Source organism: Kistimonas ophiarachnellae, assembly GCF_057552235.1.
In genome coordinates this window covers 103,583-124,102 of sequence record NZ_BAAJPA010000004.1, presented here as the reverse complement: position 1 = coordinate 124,102, position 20,520 = coordinate 103,583, and the positions used below count along the sequence as shown (strand labels likewise).

At 53.5% G+C, this 20,520-nt stretch carries 17 protein-coding genes; 10 read left to right on the top strand and 7 right to left on the bottom strand.

The features are described 5' to 3' along the window. Positions 1 to 173: 173 nt before the first annotated feature. Positions 174 to 632, top strand: a complete 459-nt coding sequence (locus AC27K1_RS06160) for a DUF1499 domain-containing protein (RefSeq protein ID WP_487149113.1) — start codon at positions 174 to 176, stop codon at positions 630 to 632. Positions 633 to 873: 241 nt separating this feature from the next. Continuing rightward, positions 874 to 2,238: a hypothetical protein gene (locus AC27K1_RS06155; protein WP_487149111.1), complete on the top strand. Its 1,365-nt coding sequence runs from the start codon at positions 874 to 876 to the stop codon at positions 2,236 to 2,238. A gap of 98 nt (positions 2,239 to 2,336) precedes the next feature. Here AC27K1_RS06155 and AC27K1_RS06150 read toward each other — a convergent pair whose 3' ends face one another. Continuing rightward, positions 2,337 to 3,911: an AbgT family transporter gene (locus tag AC27K1_RS06150; protein WP_487149109.1), complete on the bottom strand. Its 1,575-nt coding sequence runs from the start codon at positions 3,909 to 3,911 to the stop codon at positions 2,337 to 2,339. Positions 3,912 to 4,092: 181 nt separating this feature from the next. Between AC27K1_RS06150 and AC27K1_RS06145 the strand changes: the two genes are divergently transcribed. Next, on the top strand, positions 4,093 to 4,317 hold the full coding sequence (locus AC27K1_RS06145) for a DUF3820 family protein (protein ID WP_487149107.1): 225 nt from the start codon (positions 4,093 to 4,095) through the stop codon (positions 4,315 to 4,317). Positions 4,318 to 4,345: 28 nt separating this feature from the next. Here AC27K1_RS06145 and AC27K1_RS06140 read toward each other — a convergent pair whose 3' ends face one another. Then, the gene (locus tag AC27K1_RS06140) at positions 4,346 to 5,617 is read right to left on the bottom strand and encodes a hypothetical protein (RefSeq protein WP_487149106.1); all 1,272 of its coding nucleotides are present in this window, start codon (positions 5,615 to 5,617) and stop codon (positions 4,346 to 4,348) included. Positions 5,618 to 5,733: 116 nt separating this feature from the next. Beyond that, positions 5,734 to 6,819, bottom strand: a complete 1,086-nt coding sequence (locus AC27K1_RS06135; RefSeq protein WP_487149104.1) for an SMP-30/gluconolactonase/LRE family protein — start codon at positions 6,817 to 6,819, stop codon at positions 5,734 to 5,736. Positions 6,820 to 6,951: 132 nt separating this feature from the next. Here AC27K1_RS06135 and AC27K1_RS06130 point away from each other — a divergent pair, with 132 nt between their 5' ends. The 5 genes from AC27K1_RS06130 to AC27K1_RS06110 all read left to right on the top strand — a co-directional run bounded on the left by AC27K1_RS06130 (position 6,952) and on the right by AC27K1_RS06110 (position 12,183). After that, positions 6,952 to 7,602: a DJ-1/PfpI family protein gene (locus AC27K1_RS06130; RefSeq protein ID WP_487149102.1), complete on the top strand. Its 651-nt coding sequence runs from the start codon at positions 6,952 to 6,954 to the stop codon at positions 7,600 to 7,602. Positions 7,603 to 7,665: 63 nt separating this feature from the next. After that, positions 7,666 to 8,673: a 2-hydroxyacid dehydrogenase gene (locus tag AC27K1_RS06125; RefSeq protein ID WP_487149100.1), complete on the top strand. Its 1,008-nt coding sequence runs from the start codon at positions 7,666 to 7,668 to the stop codon at positions 8,671 to 8,673. Positions 8,674 to 8,839: 166 nt separating this feature from the next. Beyond that, positions 8,840 to 10,186 carry a GntP family permease gene (locus AC27K1_RS06120; protein WP_487149099.1) on the top strand — a complete coding sequence of 449 codons (1,347 nt, stop codon included), beginning with the start codon at positions 8,840 to 8,842 and terminating at the stop codon, positions 10,184 to 10,186. Between the two features lie 86 nt (positions 10,187 to 10,272). Further along, positions 10,273 to 11,424 (top strand): glycerate kinase family protein, encoded by a 1,152-nt coding sequence (locus AC27K1_RS06115; protein ID WP_487149098.1) that lies wholly within the window; start codon positions 10,273 to 10,275, stop codon positions 11,422 to 11,424. Positions 11,425 to 11,655: 231 nt separating this feature from the next. Next, on the top strand, positions 11,656 to 12,183 hold the full coding sequence (locus AC27K1_RS06110; protein ID WP_487149096.1) for a hypothetical protein: 528 nt from the start codon (positions 11,656 to 11,658) through the stop codon (positions 12,181 to 12,183). 58 nt (positions 12,184 to 12,241) lie between these two features. On the opposite strand, the gene AC27K1_RS06105 is transcribed toward AC27K1_RS06110, so the two are convergent. Further along, positions 12,242 to 13,069 (bottom strand): AraC family transcriptional regulator, encoded by an 828-nt coding sequence (locus tag AC27K1_RS06105; protein ID WP_487149094.1) that lies wholly within the window; start codon positions 13,067 to 13,069, stop codon positions 12,242 to 12,244. 467 nt (positions 13,070 to 13,536) lie between these two features. Here AC27K1_RS06105 and AC27K1_RS06100 point away from each other — a divergent pair, with 467 nt between their 5' ends. Beyond that, positions 13,537 to 14,886 carry an iron-containing alcohol dehydrogenase gene (locus AC27K1_RS06100; RefSeq protein ID WP_487149092.1) on the top strand — a complete coding sequence of 450 codons (1,350 nt, stop codon included), beginning with the start codon at positions 13,537 to 13,539 and terminating at the stop codon, positions 14,884 to 14,886. 38 nt (positions 14,887 to 14,924) lie between these two features. Here AC27K1_RS06100 and AC27K1_RS06095 read toward each other — a convergent pair whose 3' ends face one another. Continuing rightward, positions 14,925 to 15,791 (bottom strand): DMT family transporter, encoded by an 867-nt coding sequence (locus AC27K1_RS06095; RefSeq protein ID WP_487149091.1) that lies wholly within the window; start codon positions 15,789 to 15,791, stop codon positions 14,925 to 14,927. Between the two features lie 116 nt (positions 15,792 to 15,907). Continuing rightward, positions 15,908 to 16,789 (bottom strand): LysR family transcriptional regulator, encoded by an 882-nt coding sequence (locus AC27K1_RS06090; protein WP_487149090.1) that lies wholly within the window; start codon positions 16,787 to 16,789, stop codon positions 15,908 to 15,910. A gap of 162 nt (positions 16,790 to 16,951) precedes the next feature. Between AC27K1_RS06090 and AC27K1_RS06085 the strand changes: the two genes are divergently transcribed. After that, complete coding sequence (locus AC27K1_RS06085; protein ID WP_487149088.1) at positions 16,952 to 17,932, top strand: zinc-dependent alcohol dehydrogenase family protein; 981 nt, start codon at positions 16,952 to 16,954, stop codon at positions 17,930 to 17,932. Between the two features lie 66 nt (positions 17,933 to 17,998). Here the strand turns inward: AC27K1_RS06085 and eutB are convergent, their stop codons facing one another. Further along, positions 17,999 to 20,458: an ethanolamine ammonia-lyase subunit EutB gene (eutB, locus tag AC27K1_RS06080; protein WP_487149087.1), complete on the bottom strand. Its 2,460-nt coding sequence runs from the start codon at positions 20,456 to 20,458 to the stop codon at positions 17,999 to 18,001. Positions 20,459 to 20,520 lie beyond the last annotated feature (62 nt).

The following is a 20,520-nucleotide window of genomic DNA, read 5'->3' as shown; positions in this document are numbered from 1 at the left end:
ATCATTTAGGCATCGTTAAAATCATAGATTCGAAAATTTGTTACCTTTTTCTTTGGCTTCGCTATTTTCATTACTGAAATCAAGAAGCAAAATTGCTATTTGATGAACGTCTGGTGTTGTCTGCTAAGATGTCGCGACATATAACAGCAATCCAATCAAGGCACATCTCAGTCATGCGAAAAAAACTCATGTCAGTAGCGATGACACTATCAGCCATCACACTGACAGCCTGCTCCCTGACCGTACCCCTTGCACCGGATCATTCCCCTCAAAAGCTGACTGACTGTCCAGCGACCCCCAATTGCGTATCAACTGAGACCAATTCTGACACTCACCGTATTCAACCTTTTCCATTGCTTATGCCTGCGGACCAGGCATGGCCGCAAATCATCAATACCATTTCAGGGATGCCACGCACTGTTATTAACGTAGAACGTCCCGGTTACCTGTATGCCAAAAGCTACAGCAAGGTATTTCACTTTGTAGATTACCTGGAAGTCCTCAACATGCCGGGTGAAAACCGGCTGGCGGTACGCTCATCGTCGATGCTGGGCATTTCTGACCTGGGCGTAAACGCCAAACGCACTGAAACACTGAGAAAGGCGCTTCAAGAGAAAGGGATTATCAAATAAGACACAGAGAGGTCTTTCGACCTCTCTGTCAGACACACTTACATGACAAGATGGATATGAATAACCAAGGGCAGACCCGGCCCCCGTACGCATTTGCTCATATGAGCAACAATCATTCGATTTCAAATAAAAAAGTCATGAACCAACCATCATTACAACGGTCTTAGAATGCGTATCAATGTACAAACACATCACTATTCACTTGGCAGGCAAGACAAATTGATTTTCAGGGAGGTACGCTATGCAATCCGGACACATCAAACAATGGGGATTTAACCCAAAACACTATCCTAGCGCCAAAACTATAAAGTCTGACAGCGAGCCAACTTTTGACAACCATGCCATGAAATATAAAGTGGCGAAAATTGATACTGAAACCCTGCCCAAGCCCGAAGACGTTGATGCAGGCTTCTTTAGCAGCTGCGCAATTGACGAAGCACTATCCAGTATGACCAGACATGAAAAAGGAAAAATGATATTAGCCCGCTCAGTCTCTGTTCTTGATGACCGTGCACGGATATTGCTATGGGATGATAAACAACCGACTATAATTGACTGTCCTCTTACATGTTGTGATCATGGGAGCTTCACGTATAGTACAAAAGCATCAAGCGACTCAGACTGGTCATTATTAATCAAGAAAGCAATTACTATTTTTTCAGCAGAGAAAAACAGAGAAACTACTGATTACAAATTACTTAGAACCCATTATACCAATCTCATTTATAGCCTGTTGATAGGCAAAGAATCCACTCCTTATTATTTCCCAAAAGAGTTACTGCCAACTGAAGAATGGATTAAGTGTATCAACAAATCAGATAACTGGGTCATGCATGAACTATTTCATCTGTTTAAGGATGATGAGTACCATTTACCCAATTTTTGGGATGATACGTTCCCAGCATCTACTACAGTCAGGTCACTCGCAGCCCTAAATAACCAGAAGAAAAAAATCATTATTGCTAAATTAGTCTTTGATAAAAAAATGGAACTGCTAGATATGTGGATCGCATGGGGCGAAAGCAACGACATACTTGCCTGTCTTAGATCAATAACATCACAGATACCTCATGCTTATGATCATAAGCCCGAGCACTATCTCCAATGTTTAAAAGAGAAGAATTGTCCCGCCCACTTAGTCTCCTGCTTTCTTGATTACCTCTATAAGTATCGACAGCAGACGTTTCGTCATTCCGAAACTTACAAAACAGATAACCAGCCAACGACAAACGCCAACGAAAAAATTGCAAATGACACGTGGAAAATCCTGAAAAAAGCGCAACGTACTGGAAGAGTAGCTTGCCTTGGAACACGACCTGATATTAATGTCAATATAACTGGCCTGACTCCAAGCCACTGTTACACCTTTGTGGATATGTATGAATCAGATGGTAAACGCTATATTAAGTTAACAAGTACTAATTCAGCGGAAAGACCATTATTTTCTGATATTACAGATTGCTATCTTGGCGTACTTCCGGTTGAAACAATCGTTACGCTCCCGGCTTCCCAAATGGGTTTATTTGATCAGATTTTCGTTTCCCCAGAGCTCCACGCTGCCCCAGTCCTGCAAAAACCCGGCAAGGCTAATGTTCCGGCTTTTTAGACAGTGCTTGACGTAACCTATGACCTAATGAATATTTTTGTGATTCTCTGCTATCCATTAAAAGCAGAGAGGTCTTTCGACCTCTCTGTCAGACACACTTACATGGCAGGATACGTGTACGGCGCCTGGATACCCAGGGGCAGGCCCAGCGCCCAGTAACCCAGCAGGAACAGGGTCCAGGTCACCAGGAAGAACAGGGTGAACGGCATCATCATGGAAGCGACGGTACCGATACCGGTGTCCTTGATATAACGCTGGCAATAGACGACAACCAGCGGGAAGTAAGGCAGCATCGGGGTGATGATGTTGGACGAGGAATCACCGATACGGTAAGCCGCCTGGCTCAGCTCGGGGGAGATACCCAGGCTCATCAGCATGGGAACGAAGATAGATCCGATCAATGCCCACTTGGCGGAGGCGGAACCGACCAGCAGGTTCACCATGGCTGTCAGGATGATAATACCGACGATGGTCGCCTGACCCGGCAGGTTCATCGCCTGCAGGACTTCAGCGCCGCTCAGCGCCAGCAGGATACCCAGGTTGGAATCCGCAAACGCTTTCAGGAACAGGGCACAGAAGAACGCCAGCACCATGTAGCTGCTCATGCCCGCCAGGGTCTTGCTCAGAGAACCCATGACGTCCTTGGAGCTCTTGAAGGTACCGGCCACCTTGCCATAAACAATACCGGGTACCAGGAACAGCAGGAAGATCAGCGGTACGATGGATTGCATCAGCGGTGCACTGTAGCTGCTCAGTGAACCGGACGCATCACGCAGGCTGGAACCAGCCGGCAGACTGGCTGCCGCCAGCAGGACAAGACCGACCACCATGGACAACGTGGCCAGGTTGAATGCCTTGTTTTCCTTGTCAGTCATGGAGCCCATGTCAGGCGCTTCTTCGACATCATCGTCCAGCTTGAGGTTACCCAGGCGAGGCTCAATGATCTTCTCGGTCACATACCAGCCAAGACCAATAATCAGCACGGCGGAGCACAGGGTGAAGAAGTAGTTGCTCAGCGGGTTAACCACGTAGTTCGGATCATAGATCTGGGCGGCAGACTGGGTGAAGCCCGCCAGCAGCGGATCAATACTGGACGGTACAAACGCCGCGGAGAATCCACCGGAAACACCGGCAAACGCTGCCGCAATACCTGCCAGCGGATGACGACCGGCCGCATAGAAGATAATGCCGCCAATCGGAATAACCAGCACATAACCGGCATCTGACGCCACATGGCTGAAGATACCGATGGCGATCAGTACCGGCGTAAGAATCTTCGCCGGCGTGATGCGCAGGATCTTCTTGATGCTGGTATTGATGTAGCCGGACTGCTCCGCGACACCGATACCCAGCATGGCGACCAGTACCATGCCCAGCGGGGCAAAGGTCATGAAGGTCGTTACCATGGAGCTCAGGAACCCGGCCAGGTATTCACCGGTCATCAGGTTCTTGACGGTCAGTGCTTCCTTGGTCACGGGGTGGACCAGGTCATAGCTGAACATGGAAAGGAAGGTGGAGAGTGCAAAGATCAGGACCAGACCGTATACGAACAACATGGCAGGATCAGGTAATTTATTACCCGCCTTTTCGATGCCGTTCAGGAAACGATCCATCAGGGCCGGCTTGCCTGGTGGCGCCGGTGGTATGGCTGCAGACGACAGGTTACTACTCATTTGACCCTCGTATACTCTTGTAATAGGCGTGTGTTGGTGCTTGTTTGAGTAGCCCGAATGTAAAAAATAAAATGCCGGAAGGTAGATGATATGGATCAAGAAAGCGTACGATCGTGCGCCTTTTTTACACGAACCGGGATCAATTTTTCGGTAAGACAGACATTCGCGGTGCCATCACGACATGCTTGAGAAAGAACAACTGGTCAAACTGGCCAACATGCCCATGCCCTTCGGCAAATACCAGGGACGGGTGCTGATTGATCTGCCGGAGGAGTACCTGCTCTGGTTTGCCAAAAAGGGATTCCCGAAAGGGGAACTGGGTCAGCTGATGGGCTATGCGCTGGAACTCAAGATTGAAGGGCTGGATGCTGTCGTACGACCACTGCAGGTGAAAAGGAAACCATAATGCCTCTCACCCACTGCGACTCCGGGAATCAGGTTTCAATACCAACCGCAATGTGTATGAACTCTCCGCATTTGCTACAAACCTGAAGGGGCGTTTCGAGATCAGCCCCGAGACCAGGGGCTGGCTCTATGGTTCGAAACGATTGTTGTTTACATTCGGCACAGGCAAAGGATTTTGTGAAAAAATTGTTCCCATACTTAAGATAAAACTGTTGTCCCGCCCAGACATCTTCTGTCGTAATCAAAAAGGGCATATCCACGGGAAGTTCCGGCTTATCCTTCGCAAAAACCTTTACCCATTGAACTGCAACATTGGCACAATCTTTCGTACCTTGCGGATCATTAATACGCCCGCCGGCATTCCCAACCCATTTCCGATTTTCATCGCAAGAAGACACCAGTATGTTATGCCCATTCGTACGGCCACCGGTCTTAACGTGTTGTCTTTTTCCTGATGTATAGAGATCACAATCAGCCTGCCCAATGCAATAACTGTTTCTCAGCCTGGCGTTTCTTTCATTGTTATCATAAAAGTCCAATGTGCCACCGTAATGACTCACAAGTGTTCCTCTTGGCGTCATTTGCGTTGCATAACCGCCCAAATGTAATTTATTGCGCAGTGGATGATTTTTGGGTATTGATCTTGTTTGTTTGACGGGTTTTACCGTTACTCGCTGATATATCGGATTTCCATCCGGTCTTGTTGCAAACTCAAGATAATCATCAATCTGCTGCCAAACAGCATTGATTTCCGCGGCCTGCCGATTCTTGTCCTCCTTTTTCATTTTATTCCCATTACCCTGCAAATCCGGACTGAGAAATTGTGTGCCCAAATAAGGCGCAGGTTTTTTTTGTCTTACAAAGACTGTATCGGGCTTAAATCTGAGAGCAGAATAACCACTTTTTCGGGTCGAATTTTCGTACTGTTTTCTGGCAGCTTCAGAAAGACTAATCAATGGATGCATCTTGTTAATAACCAATGAATGCTGCATTTCCTGCTCCTTGATGCCCACTTTTCCCAGCAGGTTGTAGTCCACACGTGATACATCTGAATGCCTGGTTTTTCGTAAAGGCATGAGTGGAGAATGATTGGACACATTCTCCGTTAAGACACATCGATGCTTCAGTACCCGAACAAGCGCTTTCTTTGCACCAGTGCCGTTTTTTTGCAAACGGCGAGAGTCTGTCGTCTTTTTTCTGATCGAACGCAAACCTGACGTTTTACGTTGTTCCTGCGCCCGAACATGCTGATTTCTTGTGCGAAGCGGCCGTATTAGAGCAGAGCGCGTTCTGTACATCATCTAATCATCCATACCTGATAATAGGGATAGACCGCCGGGCCGCTACTTTCTATTCATTGCATCCCTATTTTTCCACTAATACTGGGCAGTCTTGTCATCAAGGCTGACAATAACCATCAATCAGGCTGCACTTTCCTGACACGGCCTATCTGCTGCTCCATCAAACTGGAGAGATAGAGGTATTCATCCGTTTCCAGCACGCCGGTGGTAAAAGCAAACTGTCCCTGGTCATCCTGGAGGTTTTTAACAATATGGCCGTTGTCATCAAAGGCGACGATATGCCCATAACGTTGTGCCTTAGGCCTCATTGCCGGTGGAAGACGCTGTGCCACAGTACGCAGAAACGGCTTGTCTGACAGTTTGTCCAGTGCAGCGCTTCTGGGTGACGCCAGCCCGATCCAGTAGCGTCCATCCTGCCCTTTGGACAGGTTATCGGGGAATCCGGGCAGGTTATCGATAACGACATCAACCGTGCCAGCCTTCTCCCCTTCCAGCCAGTAACGAAGTACCCGATAACCACCGGTTTCATTGACCAGTACCGAGCGCCCGTCATGACTGACCGCCACGCCATTGGCAAAGTTCAGCCCATTCATGAGTTCGCGCGTCTTGCCGGTTCCAGGATCAAACGCCAGCAGGCGTCCATGGCCGCCATGCTCCATGAGATCCAGCAGACTTGCTTCATAAGTGCCACCTGAGGCTTCTGCCCCGAATTTAGTGGAGGACTCTGAAAAATAGAGCGTGCCATCCGGCCCTTCATCGACGGCATTGGCGTAGACCAGCGGCTGGCCATCCACCTGGTCTACCAGCACGTTTTTCCGTCCCGACGGATCAAAGGATAAAAGCCCCCGGTAGGCGTCAGCCACCAGCAAATTGCCCAGTGAATCAAAACCCAGACCCAGGGGACGCCCGCCGGTTTCAGCCCAACGTTCAACCTTATCGCCGGGGGTAATCCGAAGAATTGTCCCATCCTTTACCCCGGCATAAATCCGCCCCTGCTGATCCATGGCCAGGTCTTCCGGGCCATCGCGTCCATCAACGGCGAGTGTCTCCAATGAAGCCAGTTCGCTGTTCGCGGCGAAATCACCGGTATAGCCGTGATTATCCGGCGCCTGCCAGGCTACGGGAGCCACCGGCACGGGCCAGACCACCAAGTAGAGAATTACCAGCAGAAGCACACCAGCTACAGTCATCCACAGTTTCATCAGCGCTTAACCATCGTTGGATTTCAAACAGGGTTTCAACTAACCCTGCCATGATAGATGAAGCATTGCCATACAGCTCACCGATCCCCATACTGAACTCCGGTTTACCGCATGATTAAGACGGCATTCATAATGATGAATAAAAAGACGATTGCCCTACTGCTGTTTGATGATGTCGAAGTCATGGATTTCGCCGGTCCCTTCGAAGTGTTTTCCGTCACCAACGAGTTGAATCAGGATTGCCTGTTCACCCTCCGTACTATCGCTCTGACAACCGATCCGGTCACTGCCAGAAATGGTCTGTCCGTTAATCCGGATGTTCCGCTGGGTGCAATGCCTCAGGCCGATATCGTCATTATTCCCGGTGGAGATGGAACCCGTGCGGTATTACAACAACCGGAAACGATAAACTGGATACAGCAAGTCAGCGCTAATGCTGAACATGTATTGTCAGTCTGTTCAGGCGCATTGCTGCTGGCAGGTGCCGGGCTACTCAATGACATGCCAGCGACCACCCATCATGAAGTGTTTGATACACTGGCCGAACTCTCCCCTTCCACCCGCCTGATACACGACCAGCGTTTCGTCGACAATGGCAGGATCGTGACCTCGGCCGGTATCAGCGCCGGTATTGATATGAGCCTTTATATGGTGGCCAAGCTGTACGGTCACGACGTCGCACAAAAAACCGCCCGATATATGGAATACCCTTATTTCACTGGGGATGGAAAACTACAAAGCGAAGATCGGTTCGACGACAACTCCCCCCTGGCGTTTATGTAACCTGCTCAACGACAGTGAGCTACTATTAGTCGAATATCCCTGATCAGGCAGAGGGTTCTTCCCATGCATATCGCAGTCTTTGGCACCAAGCCCTATGACCGTGAATACCTGAACCGCGCCAATCAGCCGTACGCGTTCCAGCTCGACTATTTCAAGATCCGCCTGAATGAGGAAACCCGTGAACTGGTACGCGGGCACGATGCCGTATGCGTATTCGTCAACGACATTCTCGACCAGCCCGTGCTGGAAACCATGGCCGATGCCGGCATTCGCCTTATTGCCCTGCGCTGCGCCGGCTTCAACAATGTTGACCTGAGTCTCGCAGATAAACTGGGTATCAAAGTCGCGCGGGTACCGGCCTACTCGCCGGAAGCCGTGGCGGAATACACCCTGGCGTTGATCCTGACGTTGAACCGGAAAACCCATAAAGCCTGGAACCGGATCCGGGAAAGCAATTTCTCCCTGAATGGTCTGCTGGGTTTCAATATGGCCGGAAAGACTGCCGGTGTCGTCGGGCTGGGTCGCATCGGGCTGGCAACGGCCAAACTGCTGCAGGGATTCGGCATGAACGTCATCGCCTATGATCCCTTTCCTGACGAAGCCCTCGTTAAAGCGGCAGGTATCAAGACCGTACCGCTGCACGAACTCTATAACTATTCAGACATCATCAGCCTGCACTGCCCCCTCACAGACAGCACCTTCCACCTGATTGATGCCGAAGCGCTGGAGTCCATGAAACCCGGCGCCATGCTGATCAATACCAGCCGTGGCGCTTTGATTGATACCCAGGCCGCCATCCGTTCACTGAAAGCGGAACACCTGGGTTACCTGGGCATTGATGTTTATGAACAGGAAGGCGACCTGTTTTTCGAAGACCTGTCCGAACAGATCATCCAGGACGATACCATCCAACGACTTCAGTCGTTTCCCAATGTGTTGATCACCGGTCACCAGGGCTTTTTCACCCGGGAAGCCCTCACCGCTATTGCCGAAACCACGCTCGCCAATATCCACGAGTTCGCCGAAACCGGTACCTGCAAGCATTTACTGACCAAAGCCTACATCGCCTGAAGGCTTGCTTTCAGGCAACCCCTGACGGAATTTTTTCCTGCAAAAGCACACAACCTTAACAAAAACCTGATTCATATCATTGTTCGTTCAAACGCTTGCAATCACATTTCGCACAGAGTGAAACACATTCCCACAACCTCCTTTACGAACCGTGAGCGATTGAAACATGTACCTGGTACTGGTCCTGTTGGCCGTGGTCACCTTTGTTGTGCTGGCCACATCACGCTTTAAACTGCATCCGTTCATCACCCTGTTGCTGGCCGCTTTCGCCACCGCATTCCTGGCCGGACTGCCGCTTGACCAGGTGGCATCCACTATCAGTGCCGGCTTTGGCGGCATTCTCGGCTCCATCGGTATCGTGATTATCCTGGGTACCCTGATCGGCACCATCCTCGAAAAGACCGGTGCGGCCATCACCATGGCGGACACCATCATCCGGTTGCTGGGACAGCGGTTTCCGAATCTCACCATGTCCATCATCGGCTACCTGGTGTCGATTCCGGTGTTCTGTGATTCCGGCTATGTCATCCTGAGCTCACTCAAGCGTTCACTGTGCAAGCGGCTTGGCGCTTCCGCCGTTGCCATGAGTGTCGCACTCGCGACCGGCCTCTACGCGACACACACTTTTGTTCCACCGACGCCCGGCCCCATTGCCGCTGCCGGTAACCTGGGACTGGCCGACAACCTTGGCCTGGTCATCGGCCTCGGCCTGATTGTCGCCGCGTTTACCGCTGTAGCGGGTTTGTTCTGGGCCAACCACGTCTCTGACAAGCTGACCTGCGGTGAAGATGACGATGCAGATCAGGACTACGAAACGCTTCGCGCGCAGTACGGTGAATTACCCTCCCCCACCAAGGCATTTGCACCGATTCTCGTACCCATTCTGCTGATCTGCCTGGGTTCTATCGCCAATTACCCCAGCCATCCTTTTGGTGAAGGCCTGGCGCTGAAACTGTTTGTCTTTTTAGGCACACCGCTCAATGCATTGATGATCGGCCTGGGTCTGGCTATCACCCTGATCCGCGGTGACAAGCGAATGGAGCAGTTCACCGACCTGATTGGCAAAGGCATCCTGGCCTGCGCACCGATTCTGCTGATTACCGGCGCCGGTGGTGCTTTCGGCAAAGTGCTGGCTACCACGGAGATCGGCAGCTATCTGGGGGAAACCCTGTCCAGCCTGGGTATTGGTATTTTCATGCCCTTTATCGTTGCGGCAGCACTGAAGACTGCGCAGGGTTCTTCCACTGTAGCCCTGGTAACAACCTCCGCACTGGTCGCCCCCATGCTGGGTGACATCGGCCTTGCCTCTGAAATGGGTCGCGCGCTGACTGTACTGGCTATCGGCGCTGGCGCCATGACGGTTTCCCACGCCAACGACAGTTTCTTCTGGGTGGTGTCCCAGTTCAGTAACATGTCTGTCACCACGGCTTACCGTGCCCAGACCATGGCAACACTGGTACAGGGCGTATCTGGCATCATCGTGGTTTACCTGATGAGCCTGGTACTGCTGTAAACTCTGCCGCAACGTTACCCGTCCTGTCAGCCCGCAGGCTTAACCTTGCGGGCTGCTCATGAACACGCTGAACATATCCTGACACCATGAAAATTGTTATCGCGCCTGACTCTTTCAAGGAATGCCTGTCCGCACTGGAAGTGGCCCAAGCCATTGAAGAAGGCATTCTCTCGGTGATGCCGGATGCCGAATGCGTCAAGGTGCCGGTTGCCGACGGCGGTGAAGGCACGGCCCGCTCACTGGTGGACGCCACCGGCGGTCAGTTATTGCAATACACCGTGACCGGCCCGTCAGGTGAGCCTGTCGCTGCCTCACTGGGACTGCTGGGCGATGGCGAAACGGTCGTGATCGAAATGGCCGAAGCCTCGGGGCTGGCGCTGGTGCCACCGGACAAACGCAATCCCCTGCACACCACCACCTATGGCACCGGTGAGTTGATCAGCAAGGCCCTGGACCTGGGCGCCAGGCAACTGATTATCGGCATTGGCGGCAGTGCCACCAACGATGGCGGCGTCGGCATGATGCAGGCATTAGGCGTCCGGTTTCTGGACAAGGCGGGTCAGCCCGTTCCACCCGGCGGTGCCGGACTGCTGTCGCTGGATCAGATTGATACCAGCAACCTGGATCCACGGCTGGCTGACGTTAATTGTCGTGTGGCCTGTGACGTTAATAATCCACTGACCGGCCCTAACGGGGCATCCCATATCTTTGGCCCACAGAAGGGCGCCACCCAAGAACAGGTTGCACTGCTGGATCGCGCATTGATGCATTATGACCAGTTACTGCAATGCCAGCTGGGCAAGTCCGTAGGTTTGGTACCCGGCGCAGGCGCAGCAGGCGGTATGGGCGCCGCCCTGCTGGCGTTTCTCAATACCAGCCTCCAGCCCGGCATTGAGATTGTGATGGAGGCTGTCGATCTTGTCGGCCAGTTGCAGGGGGCAGACCTGGTCATTACCGGGGAAGGGCGTATTGATGGCCAGACGGTTTGCGGCAAAACACCGGTCGGTGTTTCACGCCTGGCAAAGGCCGCAGGGTTGCCCGTCATTGCCATCGCTGGCTGCCTGGGTGATGGACACGAGCGCATTCATTCAGAAGGTATCGATGCGCTCTTCCCGGTCATCCCACACCTGGATTCATTGAGTAACATACTCAATGATGGCGCCAATAATATTCGGCGCAGCGCCAAAAATATTGCACGGTTGTTAGCTATTTCATACCGCTTATCGTCAACCCACTAAGCGAATGTTGCCGGTCATCCAGTAAAATGACCGGCTTTCTCTCAACCAAAGCGGGTCATTTTCCACTGCTTAAGTGGCTAACATTCACCGTGAACACCTGATGAGCACAGGATGTGAAGTTATAAATACGAACAACGTTGTCATGATTTATACACTGCATCGGTGCAATTTTCGGGATGACATACTGTCAGTATGGATACACCGTTATTCAAAGGATAATCAGAGGATAAAATGTCACCCGCCACACAGAATTCCCTCTCACATCAAAGGCCAATAACGGATTTCATTAACAATCAAGAAAAGCTGTCCACGATTAAATCTGTCGAGGTAAACAAACCTCTTAATACTCAGCAGGTAATACAACCAACCACGCCCGACACGCCACTATGGTGGCATCATATCGTTGCAGCTTTAGCTGCCACAGGCTCACTCCCGGTTTCCGTAATAGCCACGCCTGTTGTGGCTTTAAGTGGCGCCATATTACTTCCCCTTCTGGTCATAGTTTCATTGGTTTTATGCTCTCTTGATGGGCAACCGGTTTTTATTGCTGGAGATGCGTTGCTTCTATTAATAGCGGGTAGCGCAGCACTCGGTGGGGGACTGGGCTTACTGTTCTCAAGCTTTGAGATCATTCCGACAGCAGCGTTTACCTACATGTGCACAATGGAGGCATTATCACCCGCTTACCAACCCTCTGAATTTACGAACAAACTCAGTATGCTCAGCGTCTTGCGGATTAACCATTCACCCAATCACTGAATCATCAGATTCAAATGCCGGTATTGCTTTTAACCGACTAAATATCCATATGCTGTCACTACGGGTTACCCATTCTTTTCACATATTGTCCGGGCGAAATACCCGTCAGCCCCCTGAACATGGCAATAAACGCACTGTCACTGGCAAACCCCAGCAATGTGCTGACGTCTGATACCGGAAGCCCTCTCACCAAATGTTCCATTGCCTGGAGCAACTTTAGCTGTTGCCTCCAATGGCTGAAACTCATGCCCGTTTCCTGTCGAAACAATCGGCTCACCGTTCTCCCACTGGCACCGGCTTCTGCAGCAAGTGCTGTTAACGTCCTGGGATCGGCTGGGTGAAATAACAAATAATCCGTAATGGCACGAAGTCGCCGATCGGTCGGCAACGGCAGCATCAGGTCAGATCGTACCGCGCTGAACAACTCGTCGAGAAGCACCTCTGCGAGCCTCATCTCCGCGCCATTCACAGGATAGCCCGGCTGCCATTCACAGGCACGCAAGATCAATTCCCGTAGCAGGGGCGTCACATTCAACAGGCATTGGCTCTGCGGCAACGCTCTAAAATAGCGGGTATCGAAATAGAGGCTGCGATAATGAAATCCCTGTGTCCGGGTGCTGTGCACAATCCCCGGTGGTAACCAGGCAGCACGATTCGGTGACAGGATGCATAACGTATCGTCCATGGTAATCGTCATGCTGCCTTCCACTGCATAAAGCAACTGGGCTTTACGATGCTGGTGAGCAGCAGATTCATGGGGCCCAGCATCCACTGCAATCCCCATTAACGGGCAATCCAGCGTATCGGGATCCTGTACATTATCATCGTTGTATAGTGGCATAACTGCAGGGACATCAAAGGCGAATTTTTGAATGGATCGCTCCATTATAAGGTTGCCTGATAGTCTGCAGATAGAACACCGCTGTCAGTATCCGTGACGGCATGAACCTGAACGCCTGTCAGTCACAGGTGCCCTGGAGTGTCACAATCTCCCGGAAGTCGGCAGGATTCATGGAAAGCGTCTTGCCGGGCCGTTTCATTGCCAACATTTCCTGGTACTGATGCGCCTGTTCAAATAGCGCCAGACAGGGTTCGTTCAGGCAAAATCAATCGCCTCAGCCATATAAGCAGTATCAGACACCAGGGACTCCAGCAGATCAGGAACAGAACACGGGCACCGGAGAAGAATAGCCGTGAATCTGCCCTTGTGATTTTTTCAATAACTTGACCGGTAACAACACCTGCCCACCTGACAGGCGATTGCCTTCCACACTTTTGACAATGGTCAATTGCCCCTTCCACATCCGTTGATAATTTTACGGGCAATATCATCCATTACGATGGACACGTGTTTTGACCAAAAAACTGATCACCCCGGATAACCTGGAGAAATTCTGTACCGAAGGCACCCTCTACGTGGAGCCCGGCTACATCCTGACGCCCGGCGCCATCGACAAGGCCCGCCTCGCCGACATCACCATCCACCACGGCAAACCCCAGCCGAAGGAGCCGCCGGCACTGTCCGAGGCGGGTCCGAGCCCCAGCGACCAGCACGCGGGTCACGATTTCATCATGCCGACCATCAACCTGCTGGGTAGCGGCTGCCTGGAACGCGCCATCGGCAAGATCAAGGCCATGGATTGCAGCAAGGCGCTGGTCGTCACCGACGCGATGCTGTGCAAGGTCGGCGTGGCCACCATCGTGACCGATATGCTGTTCCAGCACGGTATTGATGCGGTGATCTACGACGGCACCTGCCCGAACCCGTCGGTCGCCAACGTGCAGTCCGGCCTGGGCCTGCTGCGCAAGAATCGCTGCGACTTCGTTATTTCCCTGGGCGGCGGTTCACCCCATGACTGCGCCAAGGCCATCGCGTTGCTGGCCACCAACGGCGGCGATATCAGCGATTACGTGGGGATTGACCGTTCCCACAGTCCGTCACTGCCACTGGTAGCCATCAACACCACGGCCGGCACCGCTTCCGAGATGACCCGGTTCTGCATCATCACCAATGAACAGACCCACGTGAAAATGGCGATTGTTGACCAGAACGTCACGCCTGCCATTTCCATCAACGATCCGAAGCTGATGCTGGGTATGCCAGCCAGCCTCACCGCCGCCACCGGCATGGACGCGCTGACCCACGCCATTGAAGCCTACGTCTCGACCCAGGCCACACCGCTGACCGATGCCGTCGCCAGCAAGGCGATGGAACTGATCGTGAAATACCTGCCGCGCGCGGTGGAAAACGGCCAGGATGAAGAGGCCCGGGAACAGATGGCCTATGCCCAGTTCATGGCTGGCATGGCGTTCAACAATGCAGGCCTCGGCTACGTGCACGCCATGGCCCACCAGCTGGGCGGCAAATACGGCCTGCCTCACGGTATCTGCAATGCAGTGCTGTTGCCGTATGTCATGGCCTATAACATGGAAACAGCGGCCAACCGCCTGTCTGACGTCGCCTACTTCCTGGGTTGCCGGGTACATGGCAAGAAGGCCCGTGAAGCGAGTGTGATGGGTATTGAGGAAGTTTGCCGCCTGTTGCTGAAGGTCAATATTCCCACCAGCCTGACGGCATTGAACGTCAGTGAAGCCGATATTCCGCTGATGGCAGCCAATGCCCTCAAGGATGCCTGCGCGCTGACCAACCCGCGCCAGGGCACACAGGCGGATATCGAACAGATTTTCCGCAACGCCCTGTAACGGTAATGGACGGGTATTCCACAGGCAATACCCGTCCATTACCCGGTTTTCGGCCGGTAAAGACTGTAAAGCGAATGAGCGACCAGCGTCGTCACTACGATCACGCCACCCATGACGGTGATGTCTGAAGGTATCTCTCCCAACACCCAAAACGCCCACACAGGGCCGATCACAGGTTCAAGCAGCATCATCAGGGTGACTTCCGGTGCGGGCACACGCCTTGCCCCCTCCCCCAGCATCAAAAACGCCAGGCCGGATAACAGCCCCATCACGGCCAGAACCAGCAATGACTTAAGGCTCAACGTCAGGGAAGGGACAATCAACAGGCAGGCGATAGCCACCAGAACACCTCCCCAACCATAGACTGACATCACATTCAGCTCGCCACTGGCACTGCGAATCACGGTGATATGTGCAGCGGTCAGGCAGGCGCAGGCAAGGGCGAACAGGTTTCCCAGCCATCCGCCGCCCTGCAGGTCACCGGCAAACACCACGGCAATCCCGACCACCGCCAGCGCCATGGCAACCCAGGTGCGCCGGGCCGTTGTTTCCCCCAGGAACAGGCGACCATACAGCGCCGCAAACAGCGGCGTGGTGCTCAGAATGACCAGCGCATTGGCAATGGTCGTATGAATCACCCCCATGACAAAGGTCATGCTGCTGGCGGCAAACAAAACAGACCCCAACCATGCACGGGAACTGGCCGGCACGCAGTGCTGAATCACCCGGGAACGGTAACGGACCGCCATGATCAGGAACAAGGCCAGGGCAATCATCACTCCGCGCCAGAAAACCAGGCTCCAGTCGTCCACACCGGCCAGACGCACCAATACACCATCAGGTGTCAGACAGAGGGCACCGGCAAAGGCGAGCAGGTGTCCCTGGCGAGAATGCGCATTATTCATCAGCCCGTATTCATTCCCTTTCGTTGTGAGTCTGCAGGAAACAGCATTGGCCATACTGCCTTGTTCTACTGAACATAGTATGAGCAGAACGGCGTAAAGCCAAAGCTGGCTTATCGTCAGGTGAGTGACTCCCGGAGAAAATCCAGAAACGCCCGCACTTTGGCTGGCACCAGTTTCCGGTTCAGATAGATCGCATAGGTAGCACTCAAAGACGCCTGGGGACTGAACCGGTGTTCCGGCAAAACCGCCTGTAACTCGCCACGAGACAGCTCACCGGCGACGGCCCAGCGTGGTATCAGCGCGATACCCGCATGGTTCAACACCAGCTGCTTCTGTCCCTGTACCGTGTTGACGGTGAGCGCACCATGAATGGTCAGCCGGGCAGGCAGCGTATCCAGCAAAAACCATTCCCGCCAACCGGCATAGCCGTACCGAATACAGTTGAATGCGGCCAGATCCGCAGGTGACAACAGCTGACCCTGTTTCGCCAGGTAGGCAGGCGTGGCGCAAAGCAGGAAGTCATTGTCAGCCACCTTTGTCGCTACCAGGCTGGAATCCGGCAGCTGCCCACTGCGTAAGGCAACATCAATATTCTCGTCCACCAGGTCGACCACCCGTTCGGTTAACTCAATATCCACGGTGATATCCGGGTAACGCGCCATGAAAGCAGGGATCAGCGGCAGCACCACACTTTCCCCGAAACCCACCGTCATGCTGAGCCGCAGCCTGCCGCTGGGCGTATCCGACAGGGCATGCACCGCCTGACGTGCTTCCTCCAACTCCTGCAATATACGACGGGAATATCCGTAATACTGACGCCCCGCCTCAGTCAGACCAATACTCCGTGTCGTGCGGTTAAGGAGAGCAATACCCAGCTCTTTCTCAAGCACAGTCACCTGTCGTGAAACGGATGACGGCTGCACATCAAGCATCCGTCCGGCTTCCGAGAAACTGCCGGTTTCCACGACCGCATTAAAGTACATAAGACGTGTCATCATGAGTCGTTTCTGTCAGTTTCCGATTTACCCAAAGCCTGTGGACGGCAACTTATGCCACCTTTGCGCATAACGCAAAAATCCTTTGTCGTGAGCCGTCTTGTTGGCAGATAACACGCCCTCTAGACTGCGTTTATCGTTTCTGACCAGGATGAGAATCACCTGATGAAAGCCATGATCGTCCGCCAGTTAGGCGCTGCTGATGTCTTCGAACAAGCCGAAAAACCCATGCCTGTCGTCAAGGCGGGGCATATGGTCATTGAGGTCAGAGCCACCAGCGTCAACCCGATCGACACCCTGCTTCGCTCTGTCGAGACCCCGTGGTCTGCCAACCGGCCCGAAATTCTTCATGGCGATGTCGCCGGTATTGTCAGGGAAGTCGGTGAAGGCGTTACACGGTTCAAGGTCGGCGATGAAGTCTATGGTTGCGCCGGCGGCATTGCCGGTCAGGAAGGTGCGCTGGCGGAATACATGCTGGTCGATGCGGATCTCATGGCGCACAAGCCCCAAAGCCTGACCATGGAAGAATCCGCCGCACTGCCCCTGGTAGCCTTGACCGCCTGGGAAGCCCTGCACGACAAGCTGAAAATCCAGAAAGGCGACAACCTGTTGATACACGGCGCTACCGGTGGTGTCGGCCATATTGCCATCCAGCTGGCCAAACATTTTGGCGCAACCGTGACGACCACTACGACGCCTCGCAACCTCGAGAAAGCCAGGCAGTTGAATGCAGATCATGTTGTGAACAGTGTGGATACACCGGTTGCTGATTATGTCCGGCAGTACACCGATGGCCAGGGCTTCGACAAGGTGTTTGATACCGTCGCTGGCGCCAATATCCAGCGCAGCTTTGAAGCAGTGCGCTTCAAAGGTGAAGTCGCCACCACCCTGCCTGTAGACGACACGTTACCCGTGGTACTGAAAAGCCTGAGCCTCCACGGCATCCTGATGCTGATTCCGCTGTTCCACGGCATCAACCGTCCGGCCCATGGCCGAATCATGGAAGAGATCGCACGGTTGGTAGACGACGGTATCATCAAGCCACTGGTTGACCCGACACCCTTCACCCTCTGGGATGTGGCGGATGCCCATCGCCATCTTGAAGACCGTAAAGCGGTTGGAAAGATTGTCCTGAGTGCCGGTTAATCCTGTTTAGATACAACAAGCCCCTCAAACGAGGGGCTTGCTTAAGGTTAAACCATGGATCACCAATCAATAGACCGGATCGTTGAACACGACAGCAATATTGTGCTGCTTCAACAGGTCCCGCGTCATGGGCGTCAGGATCGCACGCCGTGATACCCGGATTTCCTTCACCGCATCCGCCAGAACCCGTTTCATGTCAGTTTCACAGATAAGCCGCTGACGACCAAAGTCTTTCGTGTACCCAGACGTTTCAACGACAACCGGCGTTTCAGCAGTTACCGGCCTATCAACCGGAGCCCGGTTTTCTTTTGCAACCCCCGTCCCCAGCAGGCTGTTCAGACGGTTACCCGCAGCCTTGTGGCTCAGGATTTGATGCGACCGCTCAGCCACCAGCGCACCCGCCTCAACCGGTGGGATACCGCCATGATAGATATTGGTCACCACCGTATTTTCAAACGCAATGGCGCTGTCACCGGAATAACGGATGGCCTCGGCACGAATGCTTTCATCATGGAGGCGGTACACCATATAGGCAGACATGGACCGTGAAGACCGGGCATCGCCCCCGGGGCGTTCACCGAGCAGCAGGATAACCAGTTTGGCACCCACCGCGTCTGCGACGGTTTCCCCGAGTTTCACCCGACCATGGGGTACGACAATTGTTTTACCCAGACGATACCCATGCGCCCGCAAACCATCTTCCAGTACCGGCAGCATCTCAGGCACACTGTGATGCACCGCCTCGGCGGACAAACCATCGGTAACCACGATCTGAATATCGTTACTTTCCCCGGCCAGTTGCTGCAGGGATTCCGGGGTCAGCCGGGCGCCGCTTTCCGGATCATTGTGGTGCTGTTCAAGGGAGGTCGCCAGGGAATCCATACGACGGAACGTGGCCGGATCAAATTCATCCAACCGCAACAGAGAGCGTGCGGCTTCCCGCGCTACGGCCATATTGCCGCGCAGCTGACGCGCAACGGCATTCTTCATACGCGGCCCGGCTGTCGGCATGGTCGCACTGGACTTTTCCTGACCATAGTTCTGCGGAACGGATTCCATCAGAGCCTGGAATTCCTCATCCGAACGGCAGAACATGCGTGGGTTACCCCAGTTCTCACCCCGGGTTATCCAACCGCTTTCATCTTCACGGTAGATACCTTTCGCCAGACACCACTCGTAGAATTCCGGTGTCGGACGGTAGTTGTACAGTTCCTTCAGGGTCTGGTCATCGTGACCGCTGGTATCAAAATAAGCCAGCATGCGGTCTGCACCCAGGTAAACGTCCATGTAATAGTTCGCACCGGCCGCGGCCAGCAGGGAGGTCGCTATCTGCTGACCTTCCATGGTGATATCCGCATGCAGGGTGTAGCACGGCGCCATACCCATGGGCAGGCCGATCAGCTTGCCCATGAAGTGATCCTGCAGGCTGGAGTAAATGCACTCATGGTTAGTAGCATGCGTTTCCGGCCCGATAAACCCGGTCACGTTGTTGACCATACAGGGGTTGTAGCGTCGGCAAAGTCCGTAGGTCAGCGCCTCGGTAGTGGCCATGTCGATGCCGTTATGCTTGTTATAACTGAACTCTGAGCCCTGGCCGGTTTCAAAATAGAGCTGGTGCGTGGCGCCGTCCTTCAGAAGCGGACCCTTCTCCAGCATGGTGCGACAGGCGTTGTCCAAAAGATCCACGGTGACTTCGAACTCTTCCGTCAATGTGGCATCAGTACCCGCCAGTGACTGGAACAGTATTTCAACCGGTGCGCCCTGCTCCAGGCATTGCAGCTGGGTCTTGATGTGGGACAGTACACAGATCTGGGTCGGCGCCCCGGTCTCCCGACGCACCTTATCAAACTGATGCAGACAGGCACTGATATTTTCCACCGTATCCTGGGCCGGGTTGAGACCAAACATCAGGTCACCGTTGCCCATGGACAGACCAATATAAAGCTGTGCTGTAATCGCAGTCAGGTCATCGGTCGGATGGTTGGGCTGAATCCGGGAACTCAGGGTATTGGGCATACCGATGCGGGTACGGGCCCTGGTTGGACGACGGATTTTGCGCGTCGCAAACACCAGGTCATGGACGTCCATGATCTTGGTTACTGCGGCTACCATCACACCGGTCATCCCGAAACCGAGCCGGCAGACTTCAGCGGCATCCGACGCCAGCAGGTGATCTTTCAACTCTCCCACGGTCATCGTGGCGATATCACGGAAAATCGCCTGGTCGATGTCGTAGTTAACCCGCATCACAGAATCCACAGCGCCTTTGCTGTCGGTCAGCGGACGATCGTAAATGTGTTGCAGGGTCAGGTCTGACAAAATGGCCCGGGCGGCCTCCCGCTCAACTTCGGTCTTCGCTGCCAGCCCGGCATTACGGTCACCGGATTTTTCCAGGTCGGCAGCGCCCAGCAGGACTTTCAGGCCAACAAAGGTGTACTCACGGTCCAGCATCTGAATGCGGTAGCTTTCGTCAGGCTTGGGATCAGGCACAACAATCTGGTTCAGGGGCGTCAGTTTCGGACCCATGAAATCATTCCTCGGAACAGAGTGGGTACTGAAGGTATGGAAGCGGTGCCGACACCGGCGAC